Source organism: Haloarcula mannanilytica, from assembly GCF_005406125.1.
Taxonomy (GTDB): domain Archaea; phylum Halobacteriota; class Halobacteria; order Halobacteriales; family Haloarculaceae; genus Haloarcula; species Haloarcula mannanilytica.
In genome coordinates this window covers 94,161-120,042 of the sequence record NZ_BIXZ01000002.1, presented here as the reverse complement: position 1 = coordinate 120,042, position 25,882 = coordinate 94,161, and the positions used below count along the sequence as shown (strand labels likewise).

27 protein-coding genes are annotated in these 25,882 nt (G+C 65.8%); 12 read left to right on the top strand and 15 right to left on the bottom strand.

Features of this window, described 5'->3' with window-relative positions; all coding sequences use genetic code 11:
- The first annotated feature begins 88 nt into the window (after nt 1-88).
- From Harman_RS07745 to Harman_RS07735, 3 genes are all read left to right on the top strand, one after another.
- Nucleotides 89-1,387, top strand: a complete 1,299-nt coding sequence (locus Harman_RS07745) for an amidohydrolase (RefSeq protein WP_137683242.1) — start codon at nt 89-91, stop codon at nt 1,385-1,387.
- Between the two features lie 150 nt (nt 1,388-1,537).
- On the top strand, nt 1,538-2,518 hold the full coding sequence (locus Harman_RS07740) for a hypothetical protein (protein WP_137683241.1): 981 nt from the start codon (nt 1,538-1,540) through the stop codon (nt 2,516-2,518).
- A gap of 44 nt (nt 2,519-2,562) precedes the next feature.
- Nucleotides 2,563-3,840, top strand: a complete 1,278-nt coding sequence (locus Harman_RS07735) for an adenosylhomocysteinase (protein WP_137683240.1) — start codon at nt 2,563-2,565, stop codon at nt 3,838-3,840.
- A gap of 379 nt (nt 3,841-4,219) precedes the next feature.
- Here Harman_RS07735 and Harman_RS21475 read toward each other — a convergent pair whose 3' ends face one another.
- Entirely contained in the window at nt 4,220-4,372 is a 153-nt protein-coding gene (locus Harman_RS21475) for a DUF7331 family protein (RefSeq protein WP_200830857.1), read from the bottom strand.
- A 279-nt stretch (nt 4,373-4,651) separates the two neighbouring features.
- Here Harman_RS21475 and priL point away from each other — a divergent pair, with 279 nt between their 5' ends.
- On the top strand, nt 4,652-5,722 hold the full coding sequence (gene priL, locus Harman_RS07730; RefSeq protein WP_137683239.1) for a DNA primase regulatory subunit PriL: 1,071 nt from the start codon (nt 4,652-4,654) through the stop codon (nt 5,720-5,722).
- Here the strand turns inward: priL and Harman_RS07725 are convergent.
- Complete coding sequence (locus tag Harman_RS07725) at nt 5,719-5,928, bottom strand: DUF7472 family protein (protein WP_137683238.1); 210 nt, start codon at nt 5,926-5,928, stop codon at nt 5,719-5,721. The two genes, priL and Harman_RS07725, sit on opposite strands and share 4 nt — an antisense overlap.
- 128 nt (nt 5,929-6,056) lie before the next feature.
- On the opposite strand from Harman_RS07725, the gene Harman_RS07720 reads away from it, so the two are divergent.
- Complete coding sequence (locus tag Harman_RS07720; RefSeq protein WP_137683237.1) at nt 6,057-6,695, top strand: SWIM zinc finger family protein; 639 nt, start codon at nt 6,057-6,059, stop codon at nt 6,693-6,695.
- 30 nt (nt 6,696-6,725) lie between these two features.
- Here the strand turns inward: Harman_RS07720 and hjc are convergent, their stop codons facing one another.
- Nucleotides 6,726-7,244 (bottom strand): Holliday junction resolvase Hjc, encoded by a 519-nt coding sequence (gene hjc / locus Harman_RS07715; RefSeq protein WP_137683236.1) that lies wholly within the window; start codon nt 7,242-7,244, stop codon nt 6,726-6,728.
- 185 nt (nt 7,245-7,429) lie between these two features.
- On the opposite strand from hjc, the gene Harman_RS07710 reads away from it, so the two are divergent.
- Nucleotides 7,430-8,299 carry a DUF4382 domain-containing protein gene (locus tag Harman_RS07710; RefSeq protein WP_200830856.1) on the top strand — a complete coding sequence of 290 codons (870 nt, stop codon included), beginning with the start codon at nt 7,430-7,432 and terminating at the stop codon, nt 8,297-8,299.
- 19 nt (nt 8,300-8,318) lie between these two features.
- Here Harman_RS07710 and Harman_RS07705 read toward each other — a convergent pair whose 3' ends face one another.
- The 4 genes from Harman_RS07705 to nirK all read right to left on the bottom strand — a co-directional run bounded on the left by Harman_RS07705 (nt 8,319) and on the right by nirK (nt 11,797).
- Entirely contained in the window at nt 8,319-8,930 is a 612-nt protein-coding gene (locus Harman_RS07705) for a DUF7139 domain-containing protein (RefSeq protein ID WP_137683235.1), read from the bottom strand.
- A gap of 36 nt (nt 8,931-8,966) precedes the next feature.
- Nucleotides 8,967-9,863, bottom strand: coding sequence for an alpha/beta fold hydrolase (locus tag Harman_RS07700; RefSeq protein ID WP_137683234.1), 897 nt, complete (start codon nt 9,861-9,863; stop codon nt 8,967-8,969).
- Nucleotides 9,864-9,869: 6 nt separating this feature from the next.
- Nucleotides 9,870-10,613 (bottom strand): DNA polymerase sliding clamp, encoded by a 744-nt coding sequence (locus tag Harman_RS07695; protein ID WP_004516027.1) that lies wholly within the window; start codon nt 10,611-10,613, stop codon nt 9,870-9,872.
- A 98-nt stretch (nt 10,614-10,711) separates the two neighbouring features.
- Nucleotides 10,712-11,797: a copper-containing nitrite reductase gene (nirK, locus tag Harman_RS07690; protein WP_137683233.1), complete on the bottom strand. Its 1,086-nt coding sequence runs from the start codon at nt 11,795-11,797 to the stop codon at nt 10,712-10,714.
- Nucleotides 11,798-12,053: 256 nt separating this feature from the next.
- Between nirK and Harman_RS07685 the strand changes: the two genes are divergently transcribed.
- Nucleotides 12,054-12,845: a 23S rRNA (uridine(2552)-2'-O)-methyltransferase gene (locus Harman_RS07685; RefSeq protein ID WP_137683232.1), complete on the top strand. Its 792-nt coding sequence runs from the start codon at nt 12,054-12,056 to the stop codon at nt 12,843-12,845.
- An 18-nt stretch (nt 12,846-12,863) separates the two neighbouring features.
- Here the strand turns inward: Harman_RS07685 and Harman_RS07680 are convergent, their stop codons facing one another.
- The 3 genes from Harman_RS07680 to Harman_RS07670 all read right to left on the bottom strand — a co-directional run bounded on the left by Harman_RS07680 (nt 12,864) and on the right by Harman_RS07670 (nt 16,020).
- Nucleotides 12,864-13,562, bottom strand: a complete 699-nt coding sequence (locus Harman_RS07680) for a queuosine precursor transporter (protein ID WP_137683231.1) — start codon at nt 13,560-13,562, stop codon at nt 12,864-12,866.
- Nucleotides 13,552-13,728 (bottom strand): ribbon-helix-helix domain-containing protein, encoded by a 177-nt coding sequence (locus Harman_RS07675; protein WP_137683230.1) that lies wholly within the window; start codon nt 13,726-13,728, stop codon nt 13,552-13,554. The genes Harman_RS07680 and Harman_RS07675 overlap by 11 nt, the downstream gene beginning before the upstream one ends.
- Before the next feature lie 90 nt (nt 13,729-13,818).
- The gene (locus Harman_RS07670; RefSeq protein ID WP_137683229.1) at nt 13,819-16,020 is read right to left on the bottom strand and encodes a twin-arginine translocase subunit TatC; all 2,202 of its coding nucleotides are present in this window, start codon (nt 16,018-16,020) and stop codon (nt 13,819-13,821) included.
- Between the two features lie 104 nt (nt 16,021-16,124).
- Here Harman_RS07670 and Harman_RS07665 point away from each other — a divergent pair, with 104 nt between their 5' ends.
- Both Harman_RS07665 and Harman_RS07660 read left to right on the top strand, forming a co-directional pair.
- The gene (locus tag Harman_RS07665) at nt 16,125-17,750 is read left to right on the top strand and encodes a twin-arginine translocase subunit TatC (RefSeq protein ID WP_137683228.1); all 1,626 of its coding nucleotides are present in this window, start codon (nt 16,125-16,127) and stop codon (nt 17,748-17,750) included.
- 1 nt (nt 17,751) lies between these two features.
- Nucleotides 17,752-18,381 (top strand): histidine phosphatase family protein, encoded by a 630-nt coding sequence (locus tag Harman_RS07660; RefSeq protein ID WP_137683227.1) that lies wholly within the window; start codon nt 17,752-17,754, stop codon nt 18,379-18,381.
- Nucleotides 18,382-18,396: 15 nt separating this feature from the next.
- Here Harman_RS07660 and larE read toward each other — a convergent pair whose 3' ends face one another.
- Nucleotides 18,397-19,278: an ATP-dependent sacrificial sulfur transferase LarE gene (gene larE, locus Harman_RS07655; RefSeq protein ID WP_137683226.1), complete on the bottom strand. Its 882-nt coding sequence runs from the start codon at nt 19,276-19,278 to the stop codon at nt 18,397-18,399.
- Between the two features lie 125 nt (nt 19,279-19,403).
- On the opposite strand from larE, the gene Harman_RS07650 reads away from it, so the two are divergent.
- Both Harman_RS07650 and Harman_RS07645 read left to right on the top strand, forming a co-directional pair.
- Nucleotides 19,404-21,449, top strand: coding sequence for a helix-hairpin-helix domain-containing protein (locus Harman_RS07650; protein WP_137683225.1), 2,046 nt, complete (start codon nt 19,404-19,406; stop codon nt 21,447-21,449).
- Nucleotides 21,450-21,540: 91 nt separating this feature from the next.
- Nucleotides 21,541-22,668 (top strand): ORC1-type DNA replication protein, encoded by a 1,128-nt coding sequence (locus Harman_RS07645; protein ID WP_137683224.1) that lies wholly within the window; start codon nt 21,541-21,543, stop codon nt 22,666-22,668.
- Between the two features lie 48 nt (nt 22,669-22,716).
- Here the strand turns inward: Harman_RS07645 and Harman_RS07640 are convergent, their stop codons facing one another.
- From Harman_RS07640 to Harman_RS07635, 3 genes are read right to left on the bottom strand one after another with little or no spacing between them, the layout of a single operon-like run.
- A complete protein-coding gene (locus Harman_RS07640) occupies nt 22,717-23,502 on the bottom strand; it encodes a DUF7089 family protein (RefSeq protein WP_137683223.1) in 786 nt (261 codons plus the stop codon).
- The gene (locus Harman_RS22240; RefSeq protein WP_008306998.1) at nt 23,503-23,598 is read right to left on the bottom strand and encodes a hypothetical protein; all 96 of its coding nucleotides are present in this window, start codon (nt 23,596-23,598) and stop codon (nt 23,503-23,505) included.
- Between the two features lie 49 nt (nt 23,599-23,647).
- On the bottom strand, nt 23,648-25,117 hold the full coding sequence (locus Harman_RS07635) for an MATE family efflux transporter (RefSeq protein WP_137683222.1): 1,470 nt from the start codon (nt 25,115-25,117) through the stop codon (nt 23,648-23,650).
- 82 nt (nt 25,118-25,199) lie between these two features.
- Between Harman_RS07635 and Harman_RS07630 the strand changes: the two genes are divergently transcribed.
- Entirely contained in the window at nt 25,200-25,622 is a 423-nt protein-coding gene (locus Harman_RS07630) for a MaoC/PaaZ C-terminal domain-containing protein (RefSeq protein ID WP_137683221.1), read from the top strand.
- Here Harman_RS07630 and Harman_RS07625 read toward each other — a convergent pair.
- Nucleotides 25,612-25,857 carry a ferredoxin gene (locus Harman_RS07625; protein ID WP_137683220.1) on the bottom strand — a complete coding sequence of 82 codons (246 nt, stop codon included), beginning with the start codon at nt 25,855-25,857 and terminating at the stop codon, nt 25,612-25,614. The genes Harman_RS07630 and Harman_RS07625 overlap by 11 nt on opposite strands.
- Nucleotides 25,858-25,882: the final 25 nt, after the last annotated feature.

Here is a 25,882-nt window from a genome sequence, read left to right as displayed (position 1 = left end):
GTCGGCACTGTCCACAGCTGTGGCAACACGCCCCACAGCGGCGTCCTGGACCCGGCGAACTAAGACCCGCGGTTGCGAAGCCGTCGCCATGAGCGAACTCCTCGTCACCGGCGGGCAGGTCCTCCGGCCGGACCTGACCGTCGAGCGTGCGGATGTACTGGTTTCACAGGACAGCGGCGACATCGTGGCTGTCGATGAACCGGGTACGCTGGACGGCGATGACGAACTCGACGCCGAGAACGGACTCGTCATTCCCGGGCTGGTCAACGCCCATACTCACGTCGCGATGACGCTGCTTCGCGGCCTCGCGGACGACAAACCCCTCGACGCGTGGTTGCAGGAGGACATCTGGCCTGTCGAAGCGGAACTGACCGCCGAGGACATCCGCGCCGGTGCGGAACTCGGGCTGGTCGAGATGATTCGTTCGGGGACAACGGCGTTGTCGGACATGTACTTCGAGGTCGAGGAGATCGCCGAGGCCGTCGATCAGGCCGGGATGCGGGCGGCGCTGGGCTTTACCGCTGTCACCGTCGGCAAGGACGACGAGGGCGCACGGGCGGACCTTCAGGAGAGTCTCGACGTGGCCCGGAAGCTCGACGGCAGGGCTGACGGCCGCGTTCGGACGACGTTTCAACCGCACTCGCTGACGACGGTCGGTGAGGAGTACCTGCGTGAGTTCGTTCCGAAGGCTCTCGATGAGGACCTCTCGATTCACCTCCACGCCAACGAGACAGCGGACGAGGTGGCACCCATCGTCGACGAGCACGGAATGCGTCCGTTGGCCTACGCGGACGATGTCGGTCTGCTGGACGGCGACACCTACGTCGCCCACGGCGTCCACGTCGACGACAGCGAGATCGACCTGCTGGCCGAGACGGACACCGGCGTCGCCCACTGCCCGGCTTCGAACATGAAACTCGCCAGCGGGATGGCCCCCGTCCAGGACCTGCTGGATGCTGGCGTCACTGTCGGTATCGGGACCGACGGCGCGGCGTCGAACAACGACCTCGACATGTTCGACGAGATGCGCGACGCGGCGATGCTCGGCAAACTGGCAGCCGACGACGCGAGCGCTGTCGACGCCGGCACGGTCGTGGAGATGGCGACCGCAAACGGCGCGGACCTGCTGGGCTTCGATAGCGGCCGCATCGAGGCCGGCGCGAACGCCGACCTGGCCGTCATCGACCTCGATGCCCCCCACCTGACGCCAGCTCACGACCTCGTCTCGCACCTGGCCTACGCCGTCCACGGGAGCGACGTGCGCCACACCGTCTGTGACGGCGAGGTACTGATGCGAGACCGAACGGTCGAGGTGTTCGACGAGGTAGCAGTGCGAGACCGGGCCGCCGAACGCGCCGCGGCGCTGGTAGAGCGCGCGGAGTCGTAACTAATTGTCCTCAAGTGGTAACTAAACGACGAGAATAGAAAATAAACGGTATTGACCGTTTTCAGCTAGTCTCACGGAGACACCGAACGGCGTGAACGAGTTGAACGGGAGGGGGTGTTTATCGCTCTCTCGGCGAACGTACCGGGTACGATGCGCACCAAACTCTTTGCACTGTACGCCGCTGTCGGACTGGTCGCACTGGCCGCCGGGCCGGGACTGGCCGCCGCTGCGGACTCGGCTGGCAACTCGGTGGCAGTCGATGTCTCCCAGTCCGATGACGGCAGCGCGACGGTATCGGTCACACAGAACGACACGGGCGTCGAGAACGCCACTGTCGCCGTGGAGACGGCTGACAACGACTCCTACGCCGGGACTGGCAACTACACGACCGACGGTGACGGCACCGTCGGACTGCCCGCGCCCGAGCAGAACGTCACGGTCGACGTGACCGCGACAGCCGACAACCACACCGCAACGACGACGGCGGACCTGACCGTCGCGCCGATGAACGCTACTAACGCCACTGAGTTCGACACCTTCGGGCTCGAAGTGTCGGCCTACGTCAGCGACCTGTTGAGCGACGAGAACCGGACCGGCGGCATCGGCCCGGCCGTCGCCAGTTTCGTGACGGCGAACAACCCCGGCAACGCGCCGGACCACGCCGGCCCGCCCGCACATGTCACTGGTGAGAACGAGTCCGCTGACAACGAGACCCACCCCAGCGACCGACAGGGTCCGCCAGCGGACATCTTCGGTGACGACGACGGGAACGAGACCGAAGACGAAAACGAAACGAACGACGACCGACGCGGTCCGCCTGAGGACGCCGGCCCACCCGAGGACCGCGGTCCGGACCGCGATGACGACGAGAACGAGACCGAGGACGAAAACGAGACGGACGACGACCGACGCGGCCCGCCCGAAGACGCGGGGCCGCCCGAGGACCGCGATGACGACGCGGAGAACGAAACCGAAGACGACGAGAACGAAACCGAAGAGCCGGAAGACGAAACCGAGGAGTCGGAAGACGAGAGCGACAGTGAAGACGAGAGCGACGATGATAGCGATGACGACGACGGCGACCGCGGCCGGCCGGACGACGCCGGCCCGCCGGACGAGCGCGGTAACTGAACGGCTTCGGTAGCGTTTTAGGAACTCTCTCCGTCTGTCGTGACATGACGACGCCTATTTCCGAGCGACTCGACGACCTCGACGAGGCTCGCGACTCTGGCCGCCGCAAGATGGACTGGGCCGTCCAGCACATGCCCATCTGCGGCGCGCTTCGCGAGCAGTTCGAGGCTGACCAGCCCTTCGCCGGCGAACGCATCGGCATGGCGATGCACGTCGAAGCCAAGACCGCCGTCCTGGCCGAGCTTCTCGCCATCGGCGGCGCGGAGGTCGCTATCACCGGCTGTAATCCGCTTTCGACCCACGACGACGTAAGCGCCGCACTCGACGCCGTCGACGGCGTCACCTCTTACGCCGAACGCGGCGTCGACGACGAGGAGTACTACGCGGCCATCGAGGCCGTCATCGGCCACAAACCGACCATCACCGTCGACGACGGGATGGACCTCGTCGCGGCCATCCATGAGGACTACCCCGAACTCATCGACACCATCGTCGGCGGGGCCGAGGAGACCACCACCGGCGTCCACCGCCTGCGGGCGATGGACGAGGACGGCGAACTCGACTACCCCGTGTTCGCGGTCAACGACACACCGATGAAGCGCCTGTTCGACAACGTCCACGGCACCGGCGAGTCCTCGCTGGCCTCAATCGCCATGACGACGAACCTCTCGTGGGCCGGCAAGACCGTCGTCGTCGCCGGCTACGGCTACTGTGGCAAGGGCGTCGCACAGAAGGCCGCAGGCCAGAACGCCGACGTGATCGTCACCGAGGTCGAACCCCGCCGCGCGCTCGAAGCCCACATGGAGGGCTACAACGTGAAGCCGATGGCCGAGGCCGCCGCCGAGGGCGATGTGTTCATCACGACGACCGGCAACCGGGATGTCATCGTCGAGGAGCACTTCGAAGCCATGCAGGACGGCGTCCTGCTCGCCAACGCCGGCCACTTCGACGTGGAGGTTGACCTCGACGCGCTGTCGGACCTCGCCGCCGACACCTACGAATCCCGCGACGGCGTCCGGACCTACGAGATGGCCGACGGCCGCCGCCTGAACGTGCTGGCCGAGGGCCGCCTGGTCAACCTCGCAACGCCGATTGCGCTGGGCCACCCCGTCGAAGTGATGGACCAGAGCTTCGGCATCCAGGCCGTCGTCGTCCGGGAACTGGTTGAGCGCGGGGAGGAGTACGAGGCCGGCGTCCACGCCGTCCCGGACCGACTCGATAAGGAAGTTGCGGAGATCAAACTGGAGGCCGAGGGCGTCGACTTCGACTCGCTGACGGACGCCCAGGCCGAGTATATGGATTCCTGGCAGCACGGGACGTAGGGCGGGGCGTGACCGCAGGGAGCGGCCCGCCAGACGCGCAGCGGTGACCGAAGGGAACCGCGAGCGGTAGCGAGGCCGACCGGAGAGAGGCCTCGAACCGGAACGGGGAGCGACCCGTGGAGGTCGGAGGGCGATTTGAGTGAGCTTCGCGACCGAAAATCGCCAGATAGCGAGCGGGGAACGGAGTGACCCGAGAGCAGAGTTGTTCTCACCCTGCTCGAACCACTGAATCGTCGAACGGCGAAGCGTGAGACGTAGCGAGACCAACCGCAGGAACACCCATATCGACAATCCGTTTTGATACAGCCGACTCACAGCGAAGCGAGTCAGGCAGAAAATACCGCGTAGAATTACCCGCGAGCGAACGGCGACACGGAACTCACTCCGTCACGTCGACGGTGACCGTCGATTGAATCCAGGCCGAGGGGTTCTCGGGGTCGCCGATATGGGCGACTGTGCCCGTGCCGACATCGTACTCTTCGAAGGTCGCTCTGATACCGTCCCGTGATTCAGTGTCGTGCTCGTGTGTCATCGGTGGGCTCCGTGTCTCGGTTGGCAGTTCCCGTGTCGACTGCGCTGGTGCAGTTCGCCGACCGAACTGCGGGCAGTCACCGGCCCGCGTGTCCTTACCACACGCTGTCAATAGAGAGGGTCGGCTATCCGCTTGTTCGCTAGCTGTATTCACCGATCAGTGACTCGACCTATACACATAGCCTCACGGTCGCCGGGCTCCTAATCTGGCTGTGGGTGTCTCACACTGGCCGTCCCGGTGACGGCAATTTTATTCGCTCCCGTCCGAAAGGTGGTGGCAATGGAACCGCTCCACGCACGCTACCCGTTTCTGGCGCGGTCGCGGGAGGCTGTCGAAGCCGCGGCGGTGGACCTCGGCGAGGTCGTCGCTACGGACGAGGCGGTCACGGCGCGCGCGCTGGAGCGGGTCGAATCGGCGATCACGGACGGGACTGTGGGCGAACCACACCGGCGGACCCGCGTCGAACTGCTGTCATATCCGGTCGCCCGTGTGCTGGTGTCGCTGGTCGACGTACACATCTGTACCCGGAAGTACGCACAGGCGGAGGCCGAGGCGGCCTACGAGCGGTTCACCGAGGAGTTTGCGACGACGACGGAGCTGAAATCGACCCAGCGGGAGACGCTGGACCGCGCGGAACTGCTCGCGGAGTTCGACCTCGCGAGTGCCGTCCGGCAACGCGGTGACGGATTCCGCGTCGAGGTCGGGGCGTATCTCGACCTGGCGGCTGACCAGCGGGGCGATTCCTGGCGGCTGGTCAATCGGCCGCTGTCCGACGGCGAGGTCAGGGTCACCGCCGAGGAGCTGAACGTCCTGCTGAAACAGGCAATCCGCCATCGGGTCACCGACGGCCTGCCGTTCAACGTCCCCGACGCTATCGCCGACGAACTGACAGACGAAGTCGACCGTCTCGAAGAAGTCCTCTCGGAACTGGAACTCACCCGCGAGATCGACACCGTCGTCCCGGAGCTGTTCCCACCGTGCATGAAGGCTCTGCTCGACCAGGTCCAGAAGGGCGAACACCTCGAACACCACTCCCGCTTTGCCATCGCGGCCTTTCTCACTGGCATCGGGATGACGACGGACGAAATCGTCGACCTGTTCCAGGTCAACCCTGGCTTCGGCGAGGAGGCGACCCGCTATCAGGTCGACCACATCCGCGGGGAGACCAGCCCGACGGAGTACTCGACGCCGGCGTGTTCGACCATGCAGTCGTACGGCGACTGTGTCAACAAGGACGACCTCTGTGAGACGATTTCACACCCGATGGGCTACTACGAGCAGAAGCTAGACGACACCGACGAGGAGGAACTGGTCGACTGGCGGGAAGACGGCGAGGAAGCCGACGCCTAGAACTGCTGGCGTTCCAGCCAGAGGCCGGCAGCGGTCATGAACACGACGAACAGCCCGATTGCGCCGACGAGCGCGTACCCACCCGTTGGTGACAGGTTCGAATCGACCACGTACGTCTGTGAGACGGTGACAGCCGCACTGATGAACAGCACGACGGCGACCGCCGAGATGACGATTTGTAGGAACGTCTCACGCCCGATATCCATGTCCTGCGATTTCACAGGGCCGGCAAAAAGGGTATCGAAGCGCCGGAGCCCCTGGCCGAGACATTTACGCCCGTACAGCACCTACGTTTCAACTGGACGCATTGGAAAATACAGCCGCGTCCGCACCTATGACGCTCATCGAGCCAACAGCCGACCGGCAGAGTACCGCACTTGCACCGGACCTCCGTTCCCTCCCGGACCGGGCCGCCCGCGCCTGGACCGAGCACATGGCCGTGCGCCCGCGAGCGGGCAGCACGTACGCCGTGACGACCGAAAGCGACAGCACGTACCTCGTCGACATTGCACAGCGGACCTGCTCCTGTCCCGACAACCGCATCCGCGGCGAGCGCTGTAAACACCTCCGTCGCGTCGCCATCGAAATCACCGCGCGGCGGGTCGCGCCGCCCGGCAAGGAACGGGCGACCTGCGACGCCTGTGGCACCGTCACCTTCGTCGCCACGGATGCAGAAGCGCCCCATCTCTGTGGCAACTGCCGACTGGAGACCGGCGACATCGTACAGGACCGCGAGACAGGTAACAGACTCGTCGTCGTTCGCGTGGCCGACGAACGCGCCAGCGAGTGGACTATCGAGGCCACGGACGAGACCGTTGCTGACTACGACACCAACGACGGCTACCCGCCGGACGACCCCGTCGTGCTGGCGACGTATCTCTCGGACGCTGTTCGCACGGACGACCCGCGAGAGTACGCCTTTCCCCGGTCGCGGCTCCGCCGCGTCGAGGACGCCGAACTGGTTGCCCCGTAAGCACCCGCAGACAACTGGTTGGCTCCGCCGCTATTCCAGCATCGCCGCCGCTTCCTCCTTGTCGAGATCGCCGCGCTCGAAGGCCGACAGCACGTCCAGCACGCTCTGGTCGGGGCCGTCATCGGCCACGTCGTCGAGTGTGACCTTCTCGGAGTGGCCGACGAACTCATCGAAATCGGTCCCGTCGGAGAGGGCCTTCTCCTTTTTCACACGGTAGTTACCGCCGTCGGTCGTGTGGAGGTCAGCCGGGTGGAAGAAATACCAGTCCTCGCGGTCGAACCGGACGCCGATACGCGGTTTTGCACCGAAGTTCCGGGCGAAGAAGAGTAGCGCCTCGACTTCTTCGCCAGTGAGATAGATGGGGTCGCCGGCGCTCGATTTCGCCTCGATGGCGTAGAATGTCTCGCCGTCGCCCGAGAGCACGTCCGGCAGTTCCCGCTCGGTCGCGCTGCCGCTCGCCGGCGCGCGCATCACCGCGAATCCCGCCTCGTCGAGTGCGTTGACCAGTTCGCGCTCGCGGCGGTCGCCCTTCGCGTTCGAGTTTGCCATTATCAGGACGTGGAGCGACGGGGGTAAAACCGTTCAGATACGGCCAGATCGTTCATTCCGTTCAGCGGAGCGTACATCGTTTGACCTATCGCGGGGCATATACGCGCCAGTACCATCCCACGCTATGGAATGAATACGTTCGCAACAGCAGCGACAGTAGCACCAGCACAGATGGGGCGCGGCCGATGAGACGACGACGGTTCATCGCGACGGGCGCTGGCGTCGGCGTCGGCCTCTTCGCTGGCTGTTCCGGGTCGAACGATTCTGACGGCAGCGGCGACGGGACCAGCACTGACGGCACTAGCGACGGCGATACGACGATGGACGACAGCGGTGCTGTCGGTGCGTTCCGCCTCCTCATCAGCGACCAGCCCGCGGCTATTGGCGACTTCGACTCGCTCGACGTGTCGTTCTCGCGCGCTCGCATCTTCCGCGCCGGTGCGGACGGTGCCACAGCGACCGAGGACGGCGACGAGACCGAAAGCATGGACACGGCCGAGACAACAGAGACGGTAACGGCCAACGCGACTGAGACAGAGACAGCCGATCCGACCGAGATGGATGACGAGGAGGCGGAAAACGAGGCAGAATCGGACGACGATGGCTTCGTCGTCCGCGAACTCGACGGTGCGACCGTCGACCTCACCGAGGTTGTCGGCGACAAGGCCATCAGCGTTTTGGATGGTGAACTGGAGGAGGGACAATACAGCAAAATCGAACTGTACGCCGAATCGGTCGACGGCGTCGTCGACGGCGAGTCCGTCGACGTGAAGATTCCCAGCGGAAAGCTCCAGATAGTCAAATCCTTCGAGGTCGTCGCCGGCGAATCGCTCGAATTCGTCTTCGACATCAACGTCGTCAAGAAGGGGAACGGCGGCTACAACCTCCTGCCGGTCATTTCGAAAAGTGGGGTCGCCGGCAAAGATGTCGAAGTCGAGGAAGTCGGCGGGGACGATGGCGAAGTCGACGAAGACGAAGAGGAAACGGAAGTCGAGACAACGGCCCGCAATTCGACGGCGAACTCGGGTCGCACCGAAACGACGGCCGACGAGTAACGGCCCGTTCCGAGGCGCTTTAGTCTTCGATCCGAGACTCCAGTTCCTGAATGACCTCGTCGGTCGTGCCGCCGTCACCCCGGACCGCCTGCGTGTAGCGTTTGTACTCCTGTGGGGACACCTGCACGGTCTTGGTCTCGCCTTTGTGTGAAATCTCCAGTTTGACGGTCCCGTGTGGGTTGTTACGCTGTCGGAAGCTCGCCATCGCCGTGAAAACGAACCAGAAGGCCACGCAGGACCCGATGAAGTACGCCATCGTCGTCTCGAACGCCAGCGTCTGCTCGCCGACCGTCCAGTTGTAGGGGTAGGCGACCTGGAACAGCCCGATACCGACCAGACAGAGGACCGCGCCGACGGCGACGCCGCCCTGCTCGCGGCGGCTTGAGGGGAGCACGGCGACGACGCTCAGAAACATCGCGGGAATACCCAGGCCGCCCAGCGTTCCGCCGAGTTTCTCGGCGGCGTGGGGCGCTGTCGCGCCGACGACTGCCGACAGCGGGGTCGTCACTAGGAGTATCGCCACAACCACCGCCAGCGCACCGACGAACCCGAGGGTCGCACCGGCGACGACGCGGCGTGGGTCGCGCCCCTCCCAGCGCCGGTCGCCGTACGCGTCCCCGAGGTTCTCCATACGGGGCCGTTGGCACCCGACCCACAAAACGCTACGTCAGACGCGCGTGCGACGCTGTACGGCGGCCAACGCGTCGTCGCCAGCGGCCGTCAGCGTCCCGAGATGGTCGCTGTCGACGAGTTCGAGCGAGGCGTCCGGTAGCTGCTTGGCAAGCGCTTTTCCCGTCGACGGGGCGACGTTCCCGTCGCGCCGGCCCTGGAACACCGCCACCGGAACGGACACGTCTTCGAGGGCGAAGGGCCAGGGCTGTGAGAGCAGTCGCTGCTCGCGGATAATCGCGCTCGGGCCGCGCGCCATCGCGGTGAGCATGTCCGCCCGGACGATACGGGCCACCTCGTCGGCTGCCAGCGCGTCCGTCTCGGGCGTCTCCTGGGCGACGAACCCGACGGCGTAGGACGGGTCCCGTCGGACGGCGAACCACCGCTGCAGCCGAAACAGCCGGCCGAGCGCCCATGGGGCGTGTCGTGATAGCGTCCCCACGAACTGCTGGACGCGTCCCGTTGATCCGATAGCCGGCGGGCCGCTACCGCCAAGTAGCGCGATTCGTTGTATCTCCGGCAGCCGGTGACAGGCCAGCGCGAACGGGCCGCCGCCGGAGAAGCCGATTGCGCCGGCCGCGTCGACATCGAGATGCGACAGGAGGTGTGCGGCGTCGTCCGGCCACTCCGCAAGCGTGATCGGGGCGTCCGCTGAGTTCCCGATTCCCGGGCGGTCCGGGGCGATGAGGGACACGCCGCGCTCGCGCGCCGGTGTGGCAAGCAGTCGTGCGATGACGTGTGACCCCGGTGTGCCGTGACAGAACAGAACCGGAGAGCCGTCGTCGTCGCCGTAGACAGTGTAGGCCAGCCGCCGGCCGTCGGGCAGCGAAAGCGTCTCAGTCTCGGAGTCGCCAGGCAGCCAGTCGGTGGCCGGAATCGGCGGCGGGGACCGCATCCGTCGCTATTCGCTCTGGATGCGCGGCGCGAGCATGTACGTGACGCGGCCCTGTCCTTCGGCGAAACTGAAGTGCATCTTGACCGGGAACTCCTCGCCCAGTTCCATCTCGACCTCGGCGTCTTTCGGGATGGCCTTGTTCATGTTCTTCAGGTAATCCAGCGAGAACAGCGAGTGGGCGTCCCCGGGCGTGAGGTCGATGAGGTCGTCGCGGGTGAGTTCGAGGTGCACGTCGTCCGTGTCGCCCTCGGCGTCGACGTAGAACAGTTCCTCGGTGGCGTCGACGCCCAGCGCGATGTGGTCGCTGACCATGTCCGCGGCGGTGACCGACCGGTCGATGTCTTTCCCCTCGATGACGATGTTCGCCGAAAGGTCAAGATCCGGCAGGTCCGGCTCCTGACGGATGGAATCGGGGTCGATGAGCGCGAGCGTGTATTCGAGACCGTCGATAGAGATGTGGAGTTTCCGCGTTTCCTCGTCCAGATCGAGATGGACGAGCTGGCCGGCGTCGGCCATGCCGGCGATGTCTTCGAGGCGGGAGAGATTGACGCCGATGAGTCCACCGTCAGTCTCGTAGGACTCGAACGCCGCCGCGTCGAGTCGCAGGTCGACCATTCCAACGTTTGCCGGGTCGACTGCCCGGATTTCCAGCCCGTCTTCTTCGAGGTGGATCTTGCATTCGTCCACCAGCACGCTCACAGAGTCGAGAGTCGCCTGGAGCGTGTCTGCGCTCACGATGGCGTTGAACATCTTGAACCGAAGTATGCCCCCATCCATTAAAAAGTCCCTCATTGAAACCGCGTGCGCGCGAGCGGCCGGTGCTGACTACACTGCTGCTGTCAGGTCGGTTAGACCTCCGGTTCGAACACCTCGGGGTTGGCCTGTCCCTCGCGGTTGATGATTGCCATCATCCCTTTGCGGGCGACCCGCGAGAGCGCGTGGTCGACCAGCTTGATGGGGCCGGGCACCTCGGCATGGAGGGTTGCGATGGCACAGGACCCCGGCTTGACCGGGGTCGTCTGGACGAACTTGTTCGGCGGCCCGGCGATGGAACCCTGCTGCCAGACCTCGTCCCAGACGGAGCCGATGGGGTGGAAACTGGAGTCGAGGTTCGGGCCACCGGCCACGAAGTACACGCGGGCGGTGTCGCCGACCGACATGCTCGGCGCGCCGTATCGGTCCGGCGTGATGGCGTACTTCTCGCCGTTCATCAGGACGTAGGTCGGCTCCTCGGCCGCCATCGCGTCCATGTCGAAGTCGTGGTGGCCCTCCTCGCCGGCGTCGCCGGTGGTGTACAGCTCGTGCTGGCCGAAGTAGAACTCGTGGTCCACCTCGGGCAGCCCGTCTTTCGGCTCGACGAGTATCATCCCGAACATCCCCGAGGAGATGTGCATGTCGAGGTTCGGGACGGCGCAGTGGTAGATGAACGCACCGGGGTAGGTGGCCTTGAACCGGAACGTCTTGGTCTGGCCGGGGGTGACCATCGACGCCTCCGCTCCGCCACCGGGACCGCGGACGGCGTGGAGGTCGATGTTGTGTGGCATCGAGTTCCCCTCCTCGTTCGTGATGGTGAGTTCGACGGTGTCGCCCCGGCGGACCCGGATCATCGGCCCGGGAATCTGGTCGCCGAACGTCATGTACGTGTAGGTGACGCCCGGTTCGATCTCCGCGACCTGCTCTTTGGTGGTCATCTCGACCGACACGGTCTTTGGCTCCGACCGGTCGATGGGGTCCGGGATTGCGGTCGGGTCTGCGGCAATACGGTCGACGTCGGTCTGTTGTGCGGCGTTCATGGCTGGCTCCTGTGGGGTCGTTTCCGTCTCAGTTGATTGCTGTTGTGCGCCCGGCGCGCTGGCACAGCCCGCAAGCGCGGCGGTGCCGACGCCCAGGGCCTCTAACACCCGCCTCCGCGTCGCCGTTGGAATGGTTGACATCGGGGGTCACTTCCTACAGATGGGACTCGGCTCGCGACAGGTATATACCAAACCGCACAATCTCAGCCGCTGAGACCTGTTCTTGCTCGGTAAGAACGATACTGAACGTGTTCGGCCTGACGGTAATACGGGTGTCTGGAACCCGGAAAACCCGAGTCGGCATCCATTTCAGCCCTGACCGCCTTCATCGTACTATGACTGCGATTTCGCCGCATTTCGGCGTTCGAGACGTGTCACAGCGCGGTGTGTGCTAACCATGTCGGGCAAAGACGACTACTACAACAGAGCGAAACAGGAGGGGTATCGCGCCCGGTCGGCCTACAAGCTCCAGCAACTGGACGACACGGCCGGCCTCCTCGGTGAGGGACGGACCGTCGTCGACCTCGGAGCCGCACCCGGTGGCTGGATGCAGGTCGCGGCCGAGCGCATCGGCGAGCGCGGCACGCTGGTCGGCGTCGACCGCCAGACTATCGACGAGCTAGAAGACCCCGAGCCGACCGTCGAGTACGTTCGCGGCGACATGACCGAGGACAGCACGAAAGCCGAGATCCGCGAGATCGTCGGCGAGGGCGACGGCAGCGGCGGCCCGGTCGACGTGGTCATCTCCGACATGGCCCCGAACATGACCGGCCAGTACGACCTGGACCACGCCCGCTCGGTCCACCTGGTCCGGCAGGCTTTCGAGGTGGCGACGGACCTGCTCGACGCCGGCGGGGACTTCTGTGCGAAGGTGTTCGACGGGAAGGACCTCGATGACCTCATCGCCGACATCGAGCCGGAGTTCGAGTACGTCCGCGAGGTTCGCCCCGACGCCTCACGTGATTCCTCCTCGGAGCTGTATCTGGTCGCCAAACACCGCCTCACTGCACCGGTCCGCGAGGGCGATGTTGTCGAGGTCACCATCGACGACATGGGCGAGGAGGGCGACGGCATCGCGAAAGTAGACAACTTCACTGTGTTCGTCAGCGATGTTGAGAAAGACGAAACGGTCGACGTGCGGATCGACGACGTGAAGCCCCGCTACGCGTTCGCGGAACCGGTCGAGTGAGCCGCTGGCAGTCGTTTTTCAGTCGGCCCGTGCTGGAGTCGAGACGACATCGTTGCGCCGGGCGAAGCCGACGACGGCGTAGACAAACGGCGTGTCCACGACGGCGATGGTGAGCTTCAGCAGGTACTGGCCGACGATGAGTACCAGCGCTTCGGCCGGCGGCATGCCCTGAAACAGGACGAAGCCGACGCCGACGAAGATGACCGTGTCGATAAGCTGGCTGGAGGCCGTCGAACCGATGTTGCGGAGCCACAGTTTCTCGCCGTCCGTTCGGTCTTTGAGCCAGTGGAAGACGAACACGTCCCAGTTCTGGCTGACGATGTAGGCCGATAGGCTTCCGACGACGATGGCTGTACTGGCTCCGAGGACGTTCCGGAAGGCTGCGAGGTCGACGGTTTGTGCCCCTTGGGGCAGTCCGGGCGCGAGGATCGTGCTCCAGACCAGCGCCAGCAGGACGAAGTTCATCGCGAAGCCGACGTTGACGACGACTGTCGCGGCCCGGCGGCCGTACAGCTCGGCGTAGCAGTCGGAGGCAAAGAACGTCAGCGCGTACGCCAGCGCGGCCCCAGGCAGGACGAGGGTCGACCCGACAAGCGGGAGCGAAAACGGTAGCGAGAACGCGAGCAGCTTCGAGGCGGTCACCTGCGAGGTGACAAGCGCCGTCACGAACAGCGCGACGAGACCGACGCGGACTGCTTCGGACCGCTCACTGCTCATCGTCGAGTCGCCCCTGCCGTTCGTCGATGTCGTCGAGAATGTCGAGCGTCTTCCGGACCGAGGCGCGAATAGCCTCGCTTCGGTTGACGAACTTTCCGTCCTCGCCGACGTGTTCGTCGAGGTCGTTCAGCAGTTCGGCCGGGACTTCGACGCTTATCTTGGGCATATCCGTAGCGTACTACGGGAGTCGTATAAGAATACTCGTCTGCCACGTGGTGTCGGCCAGCGGATTCGCTGTGGCGAGTGCGAGTGGCTGTCAGTCAGCCGGCTCGCTACGGCGGTTCGTCGTCCGCCGGCCCCCGAGCGTGTACACCCAGAGGATGCCGAGGCCGAGCATGTACGCTAGTGCTGTCGGGATGCCGACGATGAACATCGTGAAGATGCCGCTCGGCGAGAGAATCGCCGAGAGGGCGACGATGGCGATGACGACCTCCCGCCAGCGCTCGTACATCAGGCGGAACGGGATGATGCCGCCCTTGTGGAACAGGAACATCGTCACTGGAATCTCAGCCAATAGGCCGATGCCGATGGTGAGGAAGAACACGAGCCAGCCGAACTTGCTCACCCGGTAGGCGATGACCATGTTCGAGTTCAGTTGGTCGTAGGCGATCCAGGAGATGGTCATCGGGGCCACGTAGAGGAACCCGAGCAGGCTCCCGCCGATGAGCGCGGCGAACAGCGTTCCGCCCCAGATGCCCAGGATGTTGCGGTTCCCGATGACGAGGCCGCGCTCGCGCATCGCCGGCCACGCGAAGTACAGCACCACGGGGATAACAGAAACGGCCCCGAGGATCGTCGAGAACTTGACGATGAACACCAGGTGCTCGACGGGGTGGAGCGTGACGATGCTCACGTCGGCGGCCATCTCCGGCGGGAGTCGACTGACGAAGGTCCGCTGTATCGCGCCGATACCGCCCTGATAGAGGAACAGGAACGCGGCGGCCAGCACCGCACCGAAGATGCCCAGAATCACGAACGCCCGGGAGGCCAGCGCGCTGAGGATGAACTGGATGTCGTAGTAGTAGCCGCCGATCTCGTCCTCGGTGGTCTCGTCCTCGGTGAAGGCGTCGACCATGCCGGCGGTCGTCGAGGTGAACACGCCGGACTCCTGCTCTGGTTCACCGTCTGCGGTCCCGTCCGCTCCCTCGCCAGCTTCGCCCTCGCCCTCCACGTCGTCCTCGTGGGCCATGTCCCAGCGGTTGAGGACGGCCTGTGCCTTCTCCTTGTCGTCGTTCGCCAGAGCGGTGTCTGCGTGGGCCAGCGCCTCGTGTTCAGCCATCTCCTCGAACACTTCCGGCGGGGCGACCTCGACGGCCGAGGCGTTGAGTTCGCCGATGTCGATGGCCGACGGGTCCCCGACCTGGCCGGGACCGGCCTTCTCAGAGAGAGCGGTCAGGACGTGGTAGTAAAGAACAACGACAGCACCGAGGGCACCGAACACGGCGGCGATGAGCACCGCCGTGCTTTCGACGGGTAGCCCGAACAGCGCCGGCGGCTGGATGTCCCCGGTGAGGCGGTCGGAGGGGAACACCTCGGCGAACTGCTGGACGTACTGGAACGCCCCGGTCCCGAGAATATAGTACACCACGCCGCCACCAAGCACCCCGCCGCCGAGAATCGTGTTCCAGTGTTCGCGGGCGACGGCTCGCGTACTGACCAGATCACCGGAGCGGCGAATCAGCATCGCGAGTTTCGCTAACGCGAGGCTGATGCCGTAGAGGCCACACAGCGGCGCGGCCCACATGATCTGCGTGAAGGGGTCCGGCGGCGAGAACAGCGCGCCGAAGGCGAAAATGCCCATGACCGCGTAGCGCCACTTGTCCCGGAACGTCTCGTAGGGGACGATTTCGGTGTAGGAAAGCACCGTCATCACGAGGGGCAACTGGGCGGCGAGTCCGAAGGAGACGGCAAGCAGGAAGACGAACTGGAACCACTTGACGATGGAGTACTGCGGCGTGAAGCCGGCCTCGTACGCGTCGCCGGCCAGGAAGTCGAACATCAGCGGGAAGAACAGCTCGTAGGCGTAGGCGACGCCGCCGAAAAACAGCCCCAGGCTTATCGTGACGAACAGCGCGCCCTTCCAGGTCGGGATGTGTTCGGCCGGCCACCAGCCGCGCTCACGGAGGCCGTCGCGGCCAAAGTAAATCAGCAGCGGCAGGGCCATGAGAATCCCGATGACCGCGCCGATTTTCACCTGCAGGAGAATCACGTCGAAGGGCGTGACCGCGACGATACTCGTGGCCTCCTGGGTGGTGAGGTCCATCTGGGAGTACAGCAGATCCTGACGTAGCGTGTCCCAGACGCCGTACTGCAGCGCCATGATCGTGCCGATCATCCCGATGACGAAGACGATGAACACCTTCTGGAGGTGCACCTGCGCCGAGCGGAGCATCGCGCCGAGCGTGGCGCGCCCGCTCTGGACCGTCTGGACGGTGTCCTCGTCGATAGCACTCGCCATCTTCTCTGTGCCTAGCCCAGTGTGCGTTATCAATTTATTCATCCCGATGACAGCCACTGCTCGAAAAGAAAGTTTACAACACCCACCGTCTAAGCCGGGGACAGATGGAGGACGGTGACGCGGACGACGAGCGTCGCGGGCCCGAAGAGCCGCTACTACCGTCTGACGACGAGTCCGACGACTCGACGCCACAGACTGACCCTGTGGCTGAGGCCGACGCCAGCCGGGAGACCGAGGAGGTAACCGGCCCCGCTCCCGCACCGGCCGGCGGCGACGAGAACACTGTGGGCTCTCACGCCGCTCCGACCGAATCTGAATCTAACGCCGGGCTGTTCGACCGGGACGCATCGGACGTTACGGCCGCTGTGCCGGCGGACGTGCCGACCGACTGGGGCAAGTCGACGCCGTCGCCGGCTGGTGCTGGCGGCAGTGCCACGCCGACACACGGCGGCGGGTCGGCGCCGTCAAGTTACGAGCAAGACGACGAAGTGCTCCACGAGGGCGCGCCCGACGACGAGGAGATGCCCCTGGCCGACCACGTCGAGGAGATGGCGATGCGGCTGTTCGTCGTCGTCGGCGTGATGGCAGTCATTGCCGTTATCGCCCTGCCGTACTCCGACGAACTGATTAACTTCCTGTGGTACTCGTTCCTCGACGGACCCGCCGAAGCTTGCGGCCAGGTCGTGACGGACGCCGAGGGAAGCACTGTCGCCGGTGCGGACTGCCCGCACGTGTACAACCCGCTCGCGCTCATTCTGGCGCGACTGAAGGTGTCCTCGTTAGTCGGCTTTATCGCCGCCTTGCCGGTGTTCGTCTACCAGACGTACCTGTTCATGCGGCCGGGGCTGTACCCCCGCGAGCGGCGCTACTACCTCGCGGCAGTCCCGACCAGCCTCGTGCTCGCAGCCGTCGGCGTCGGCTTCGCGTACTTCGCCGTGCTGCGGGCGATGTTCGATTACTTCATCACCTACTCCGACCGCGCGGCGGACCTGGCGTTCGGCCTGAGTGAGACGTTCAACCTCATCATCCTGATGCTCGGCCTGTTCGCGCTCATCTTCCAGATTCCGCTGTTCGTGATGCTCGCGGTGATGATGGGCGTGACGACCCGCCAGTGGCTTCAGGACCGGCGGCTGTACTTCTGGGGCGGGTTCGCCGCTGTGGCGTTCCTGTTCAGCCCGGACCCGACCGGGATGGCCCCGCTGATGGTCGCCGTGACGATGATCGGCCTGTTCGAGGGAACCCTGCTGCTCCTTCGCTGGACGGGTAGCACCTCGCCGGTCCCGACGGCCGACGACCTCGCCGCTCGCCGTCCCGCGGCGTGGCTCGTCTTCGCCCTCGCCGGCTACGTCCTCAGCCCCGCCCCGGTGCCGACGGGCTACTACGAACAGCTCCCGGCCGCCGTCACCGACACGCTGGCGGCCGCCGGCCTCGGCAACGCCACGCCGATGCTCGTCGGCGGTGGGATGATCGTCCTGTTCGAGGCGCTAGCCTACGCGAACAAGAACTACTACGGCTCGGTCAAACTCTGGCGTGGGTTCCGGGCCGCTCGCCTGCCGGTCTGGGCCGTCGCCATCGTCGTCGGCTATCTCGGCAGCCCCGACCCGACGCTGTTCCGCCTGGTGAACCAGTTCAGCCTCGGCCGGACGGCCGCCGTCGCCGTCGCCGCCGCGCTCATCGCGCTCTACGAGGTCGGCATCGTCGTCATGCGGCGACGGGCCGCGGAGGCGTAACGTGGGGACCCTGCTCGTCGTCCGGCACGGGGAGACGACCTGGAACCGCGACGGGCGCATCCAGGGGTGGGCCCCGAGCCGGCTGACCGACAGGGGACAGAAGCAGGCCACGGCGCTCGGCACGTGGCTCGACGACCGCTACGACGTAGACCGCGTCCTCGCCTCGGACCTCCGGCGCACCCGCGAGACGGCCGCCGCGGCCCGCGGTGCGGCCGACGACCTGCCCGACCCCGAGTTCGACGCCGACTGGCGCGAGCGCGGCTTCGGCACCGTCCAGGGCCTCTACGCCGAGGAACTGCTGGCGGAGTACCCCGACCACGACCGGACGGCGAGCGTCATCTCGCTCGACGCGGCCCCGGAGGGCGGCGAGGGCATCCCGACCTTCCGCGGGCGGGTCGAGTCGGCCTGGGACCGAGCGGTCTCGACTACCGGTCCGGGCGAGACGACATTGGTGGTCACCCACGGCGGCGTCATCAAGGTCCTGCTGGCAAAGCTCACGGACAGAGATCCCGACGCGGCGCTGGCCAAAGACTCACAGGACAACTGCGCCGTCAACGAGATTCGACTCGACAGTGACGACCCGGAACTGGTCGGGGAAGAACTGACCGGCTGGCGCGACCTGCTGGAGTGAGCGTCGGTACGCCCCTCAGTCGACGGAGGGATAGTCGGCGTCGAAGACGTTGCTGACCACGTCCTCGGTCTCTTCTTCCGCAGGCTCCTCGGTTTCGGGGCTTACACTTCCTGTCTCGTAGCCATGGAGGTCAAGCGTCACGTGGTCGAAGCCACAGTCTTCGATGTGGTCGCGGGCGGTGCGGACGAAGTCGGGGTCGAGCGCGGTTTCGAGTTCTGCTTCGCCGACCTCGATGCGGGCGAGGCCGTCGTGGTCGCGCACACGGAACTGCTCGAAGCCCCAGGTCCGCAGGAGGCGCTCGGCCTTCTCGACGCGGGAGAGGCGCTCTTCGGTAACTTCGAGGCCGGTTGGAATCCGCGAGGAGAGACAGGCCATCGAGGGCTTGTCGGCCACGGAGAGGTCGTACTCGCGGGCGATCTCCCGAACCTCGGACTTCTCGATGTTGTGCTCCAGCAGCGGGGAGTAGGCGTCCAATTCCTCGACGGCGCGCAGGCCGGGGCGGTGGCCCTCGCCAACGTCGGAGGCGTTCGTCCCGTCACACACCACGTCGATGCCGAGTTCGCGGGCGCGGTCGTACATCGCGCCCAGCCGCATCGACCGGCAGTGGTAACACCGCATGTCGTCGTTCTGGATGAATTCATCACTACTGAGTTCGGAGAACTCCACGATTTCATGACGGATGCCGATCTCCTCGGCGACGCGCGTGGCGTCGTCCAGTTCCGCGGCGGGCAACGTCTCGGACTTGGCAGTACAGGCGATGGCGTCGTCGCCGAGGGCGTCGTGGGCCAGCGCGGCGACGACACTCGAATCCACACCACCGGAGAAGGCGATGAGCACGCCATCACGCGATTCGAGGTCTTCGCGGGCGGCCGCTAGCTTCTCCGAAACAGCAGACATAGGACTCCCTTCTCGGCGGAGCGCAAAAACGCCTTCGCGTTCGGTGTTCGGCTGGGTGGCGCTCGTGTCGCTGCTGGAACCACTGGCGACGGGTTTTTTCTCGCTGGCGTCGAATGAGCGGGCAGATGGAGCTCGAATCGGTTCCGGGCGTCGGGGCAAAGACAGCCGCGGCGCTCCGGGAACTAGACGACCCGGAGGCGGCACTCCGGGACGGCGACGTGGCGTCGCTCGCACGCGCCCCGGGCATCAGCGAGGGCCGGGCCGCCCGCATCGCTCGCGGCGCAATCCGGGCCGAACACGACGACCCCGGCGGGTTCACCGCGACGAAACGCGCCAGAGAGATCCACGAAGACGCACTGGCACTGCTGACCGACCGGACGGTGACCGACTACGCCGCGAAGCGACTGGAGACGATCTATCCCAGCGGCGTCCGCAGCCGCATCGAGGAAGTTCGGGCCTTCGCCGAGGCGGCGATGGAACGAGAACCGGACGCGGCGGTCCTCGACGCCTTGTCGGCCGTCGAACCGCTTTCCGAACCCGGCGACGTGCGGGTCCGGGACCGATGTCTGGCGACCCGCGACGCCGAGCGCTACGCGGACGCACAGGCGGCGATTCCGGAGGTCAGTGTCGAGGTCGTCGACGACGCCCGCCAGCTGGCCGAACTGGCCCGGTCGTACTCGACCGTCGTCGCGCTGGACGAGGCCTTCGCCGGCGTCGACATCGAAGGCGATGTGCGCGTGGAACCGAACGCGCTAGAGGAGCCCGAATCCGTTGTCCCCGAGCGCGTGCTCACCTTCTTCGCCCGGAACCGCGACCGGATACGGGCCGCCGCGGAGGTCCACCGCGTCGCCGCCCTCGACGCGCCATGTGATTTGGACACGCTTCTGTCGGCGCTGGACCAGCTCGACGAGGACGGGAGCGTCAGCGGCGACGAGGAACTCGACCGCCTCGCCACCGCTGTCGACGACCTCGACGCGGCGGTGTCAACCGCCGAGAGCGTCGCCAACGACCACCTTAGGGAAGCTATCGAAGAACAGGACGTGACCATCGAGGGGACGGACCTGCTGTCGCTGGTCGAACGCGGCGCGGGCGTCGATTCGCTGCTCCAGCGGGAGCTGGCCGACGAGTACGCCGCCGCCGTCGAGAAGGCCCGCGACCACCTCGTCGATGCGCTGGCGCTCCGGGACATGGAGGCGACGGCGCGACGAGCGTTCCCCGACGAGCCGGCCTATCCCGTCGAACACAGCGAGGATGTCGTCAGCCGCCTTCGTGAGGAACTGACCGCCGCACGCGACCAGCGCGCGACCCGACGAAAGCGGGAACTGGCCGACGATCTCGCCGAGATGCGCGACGACGCCGCGGCGCTGGTCGACGCCGCGCTGGAACTCGACGTGGAGCTTGCAATCGCCCGCTTCACCGCGGACTTCGACTGCACGATGCCCGACCTCACGGAGTCCGAGGGCATCGCCATCGAGGGCGGGCGCTCGCCCCTGCTTGACGTGCCCTTCGAGGCCGTCGAGCCGGTCGACTACGCCGTCGAGGGTGTGACCGTCCTCTCGGGGGTCAACAGCGGTGGCAAGACCTCGACGCTTGACCTCGTCGCGCTGGTGACGACGCTCGCCCACATGGGCCTGCCCGTCCCCGCGGAGTCGGCCCGCGTCGGCCGCGTCTCGGAACTCCACTACCACGCCAAGACACAGGGGACGCTCGACGCTGGTGCGTTCGAGGCCACGCTCCGGGAGTTCGGAGACCTCGTTGCGGACGTTGACCACCGCAATCCAGACCCAGACGACGATGCCGCTACTGATGGGCCAGCGGCCGGGACCGAAAACCGCCCGGTGATGGTGCTGGTTGACGAATTGGAGTCGATAACTGAACCCGGAGCCAGCGCGAAGATCATGGCTGGTATCCTCGAAGCGCTCGGTGAACGGCAGGCCACGGCGATTTTCGTCTCGCACCTCGCACGCGACATCCGCGCGGCCGCCGAAACCGACATCAGTATCGACGGCATCGAAGCGAAGGGACTCGAAGACGGCGAACTGCGCGTCGAGCGCTCGCCGGTGAAGGGGAAACTCGCCCGCTCCACACCGGAGCTCATCGTCGAGAAGCTCGCCGACGACGGGGCCGACAACGACGGCTTCTACAGCGATTTGCTCGGGAAATTCGAGTAGTGGTAGCAGCGAAACCGAGCGACGCCACACCTGTCACTGCTCGTGAACCTGTGGCAAATGGTTAAGTGCGCCGCGAAGCTCGGTGAAAGTGATGAGCGACGACCCCGAGGACCGGATGCTCGGCTGGGACGAGTCCGTCTTTCGGGACGAACACGTCTTCGAGATCGACTGGCTCCCGGAGACGTTCAAACACCGGGACACCCAGATGGAGACGCTGAAGTATGCGCTCCGGCCGGCCGTTCGGGGGTCGCGCCCGCTCAACGTCATCGCCCGCGGGCCGCCGGGGACGGGGAAGACGACGGCCGTCCAGATTCTGTTCGACGAACTGACCGCCCAGACGGACGTGAAGACTGTGCGGGTGAACTGCCAGATGGACTCGACGCGCTATGCCGTCTTCTCACGGCTCTTTGCCGAGATATTCGACTACGAGCCGCCGTCCTCGGGCATCTCCTTCAAGAAGCTGTTCTCCCAGATCACCGACAAACTGGTTGAGGAAGACGAGGTGCTCGTCGTTGCCCTTGACGACGTGAACTACCTGTTCTACGAGAGCGAGGCCAGCGACACGCTGTACTCGCTGTTACGTGCCCACGAAGCCCACTCCGGCGCGAAAATCGGCGTCATCTGCGTCTCCTCGGACCTCGAACTGGATGTCATCGACGCGCTCGATACCCGTGTCCAGTCCGTGTTCCGCCCCGAGGAGGTGTATTTCAACACGTACGGCCAGGCCGAAATCGCGGACATCCTCGGCGAGCGCGTCGAGCGGGGGTTCAACGAGGGTGTCGTCGGTCCCACAGTGTTAGACCGCGTCGCCGAACTGACCGAGGAGCAGGGCGGGGACCTCCGGGTCGGCATCGACCTCCTGCGCCGGGCCGGGATGAACGCCGAGATGCGCGCCTCACGCTCGGTCGAAACTCAGGATGTCGAGGAGGCCTACGACAAGTCCAAATACGTCCACCTTTCCCGTCGGTTGCGGGAGCTGTCGGACTCGGAAACCGCGCTCGTGGAGGTCATCGCCGCCCACGACGGCCAGCAGGCCGGCGACATCTACGACGCCTTCTCCGAGCAGACGGACCTGGGCTACACCCGCTACTCCGAGATAATCAACAAGCTCGACCAGCTCGACATCATCGACGCCGACTACACCAACGTTGAGGGTCGCGGCCGCTCGCGGGAGCTGACGCTCAACTACGATTCCGACGCGGTGCTGGAGCGGCTGTAATACAGCGTATTAAATCGTAATCCCCCGACCCACCGAAACGGACCTGCGTCACTCCATCTTCTCGAAGGTCGTCTCGGCCCACTGGACGGCGTAGTCCGCGCCGTGGTCCAGATAGGCGTCGGTGTCGAGTGCGTCGAAGGGCGCGGGCAGGTCAAGCCCGTGTTTGATACCGCTACAGGCGAGTTCGGCGGCCGCGGCGAACTCTGTCTGGCCCTGTGCAATCTCGCTCGGAAGGTCTTCGAGGCGGGGTTGCAGGCGCTCACCTGCGTCCTTCCACGCTGCGTACAGGTCCGGGTAGTCGTCGGCCCAGTCGGCGAATTCTGGTCGGGTCTGCCGTCCGAGATACGCTGTGTAAAGGGCTGCTGCGAGCTGGTACCGGGCGTTCGAGTCGAGGTAGTCCTCGGTCGCGGTCACGAACGCCGGGTACTGCTCGCGGAAGAAACCCAGGAAATGCTCGGGCTCGTCGAGGCTGACTTCGACCAGCGCCTCGGCGATGAGAAACGAGACGAAGGCGTCCGGCGAGGTTTCCAGTCGCGGCTTGACGAACACGCAGGGCGGGACCGTCTGTCGCGTCCAGGCGACGCCGCCGTCGCCCGGCATCCCGATGGTGAGGTCGTTCCCGACGTACTCCTGGAGGATTTCCGGGGCCGTCGTCGGCAGCCACGCGCCGTCGTAGGAAATCTGATCGAGGCTGTCGGTCACCAGCAACAACTCTTCTGCGACTGCGGGGTCGAGCGTCTCGAAGTCGCGGTCACAGTCCAGTACGAGCGCGTCCGGGGCGTAGGCCTCACGTACTGTCGGCAGTTCGCCGGACAGTGAACGCTCGGTGAACATCTACGCCGAGAACAGAACGAGGTTGATGACGATGCCGATCGACAGCAGTGCTGACACGCCGATGGTTCCGAGGACGATTTTCGTGGCCTTGCTCATGCCAATGAGTATCTCGGGCCGGACATTAAAACTTGAGAAACGCCTCGGCTCAGTCGTCGGCCGTGCCCACGCCCGACCGCCTGGCAACGTCACGCCACCCGCCGGACCAGAACCGGCCCGCGTTGACCGCGGCTTTCAGGTAGAAGTCGCCGACGAGCGCAGCGAAGATAGCCGGCAGTCCGAGCCCGAGCCCCGGCGAGACGGCGATGCCGAGAACGGGAATTGTCACGACGAACGACGACGGGAGGGCGAGGGCAGCCACCGGGAGCCGGTAGCAGTAGCTGCCCAGAAACGTTCCGTACAGCGGCCAGCGGGTGTCGCCGGCCCCACGCAGGCTGCCCCGCATCGTCCGAGAGATTGAGAAGCCGGCGACGAGCAGGCCGAACACGCGGACGAACGTCGCCGCAAGGTCGGGGTAGGCGGTTCCGAACAGGGAGACGATAGACCGCGCGAACACGACGAGCAAGAACGCTGCGACGAGCTGCACGGCGAGTGCGACTCGGAGCGTCTGCCAGCCGTAGGCGGTCGCCTCCCCCTCGTCACCGGCTCCGAGCGACTGCCCGACCAGCGTCGACGCGGCGGTCGCATAGCCCCACGCCGGCATCAGCGCGAGCAGCATGACCCGGCGGCCGATGGCGTAGGCCGCGAGCGTCGGCGTCCCCAGCACGCCGAGGATGAACAGGAACGGGAACCGGGCGAACGTCTGGAGCAGCCGCATTCCCGACAGCGGCAGGGCGACGCGGACGATCTCCCGCATGAGCCCGGTATCGAACTGCGGACCGCCGGGCCGGAGCGTGACGACGTAGCGCCCGGACAGCAACAGCGCGAGGAAGATGGCTGCTGCGAGCGTGTTCGCGATGGCCGTTCCCCACGCAGCGCCGGCGATACCGAGTTCGGGGAACGGGCCGACGCCGAAGATGAGGACGGCGTTGAGCAGGACGTTCGTCGGCAGCGTGAGCAGGCGGACGTACATCGGCGTTCGGGTGTCGGCGCTGCCGGCCAGCGCGCGGGCGGCGACCATGCTCCAGAACCGCGGAGCCAGCGACAGCATCACGATAGCCAGATACGTCGCACCGAGGCGGATGGTCGTCGGGTCGTCGGTGAGAACCCCCACGAGTAGCTCCGGATAGCGCCAGCAGATCGCCGACAGCGGAACGGAAATGAGCAGCGCGATCCACAGCGACTGCTTGACCGCGAGGTTCGCCCGCTCGGGCTGGTCGGCTCCCTGCAGCCGCGAGACGACGCTTATCGTCCCCGAGGACACCGCCAGGGAGAGCCCAAACCCGACGAAGTAGTACTGGAAGCCGAGTTCGAGGCCGGCGATGGCCGCGTCACCGAGCGCCAGGCCGACCATCAGGAAATCGGCGAGTCGGAGAAGGATGCGGAGGCCGCCCGTGACCATCACCGGCGCGGCGAGGTCGGTTGCGGCTGTCGCCTTCTCGCGGTCGACGAGCCCTGCGCTGGCCAGCATCGCAGGGAACGCAGTCAGCAGGCGGCGGAGGGGACCACCATTCGACATCGCCCTGGTCTCAGAGGTCCAGCCCCCTGTGGGTTTCGGACGAGGGCGTGGCTTTTTCGGCACAGCGCCAACAGCACAGCACATGCCTCCCGTCGAAGTCGGCGAGACGTTCAGCGAGACGCGGACGTTCCGGCCCGAAGACGTGGACCAGTTCGCCGCCCTCTCCGGCGACGACCAGGCCCGCCACACGGAGCCCGACGGGGAGGGACGGCGGATGGTCCAGGGGTTGCTCACCGCGTCACTGCTGACCAGTATCGGCGGCGACCTGGAAGTCTTGGCCTCGCGGATGGACCTGCAGTTCCAGCGCCCGGTGTACACCGGTCAGACGCTGGTCTGTACGATGGAAGTGGCGAGTGTCGACCCGCGTGCGGATGGCGGCGTAACTCTGGTCGGCGACGTGACCGTTCGGCGGGTCAACCGGAACGATGCAGTAGCTGAGAGCATTCCGGATGCCGCTGGAACCGTCGTGCTCGAAGCGACCGTCGAGGGAATAATCAGGGAATGAGCTGTTCGCCGTCATCATCGTAGACGGTGATAGCATCGACCGGACAGGACCGGGCCGCGAACTTCGCGTCCAGTTCGGCGTCGTCGGGCACGTCCCGGACGAACACGTCTTCCTCGCGTTCCTCGCTGTCCGCTAACACCGCTTTGCCGGCGTCCTCATCGCGCTCGAAGGCGTCCCACTCGGCGACACACTGGAACATGCCGATACAGGTGTCGTAGTCGTACTCGACTCGCATACCTGGTGTTGGCCGCTCGCGGGCA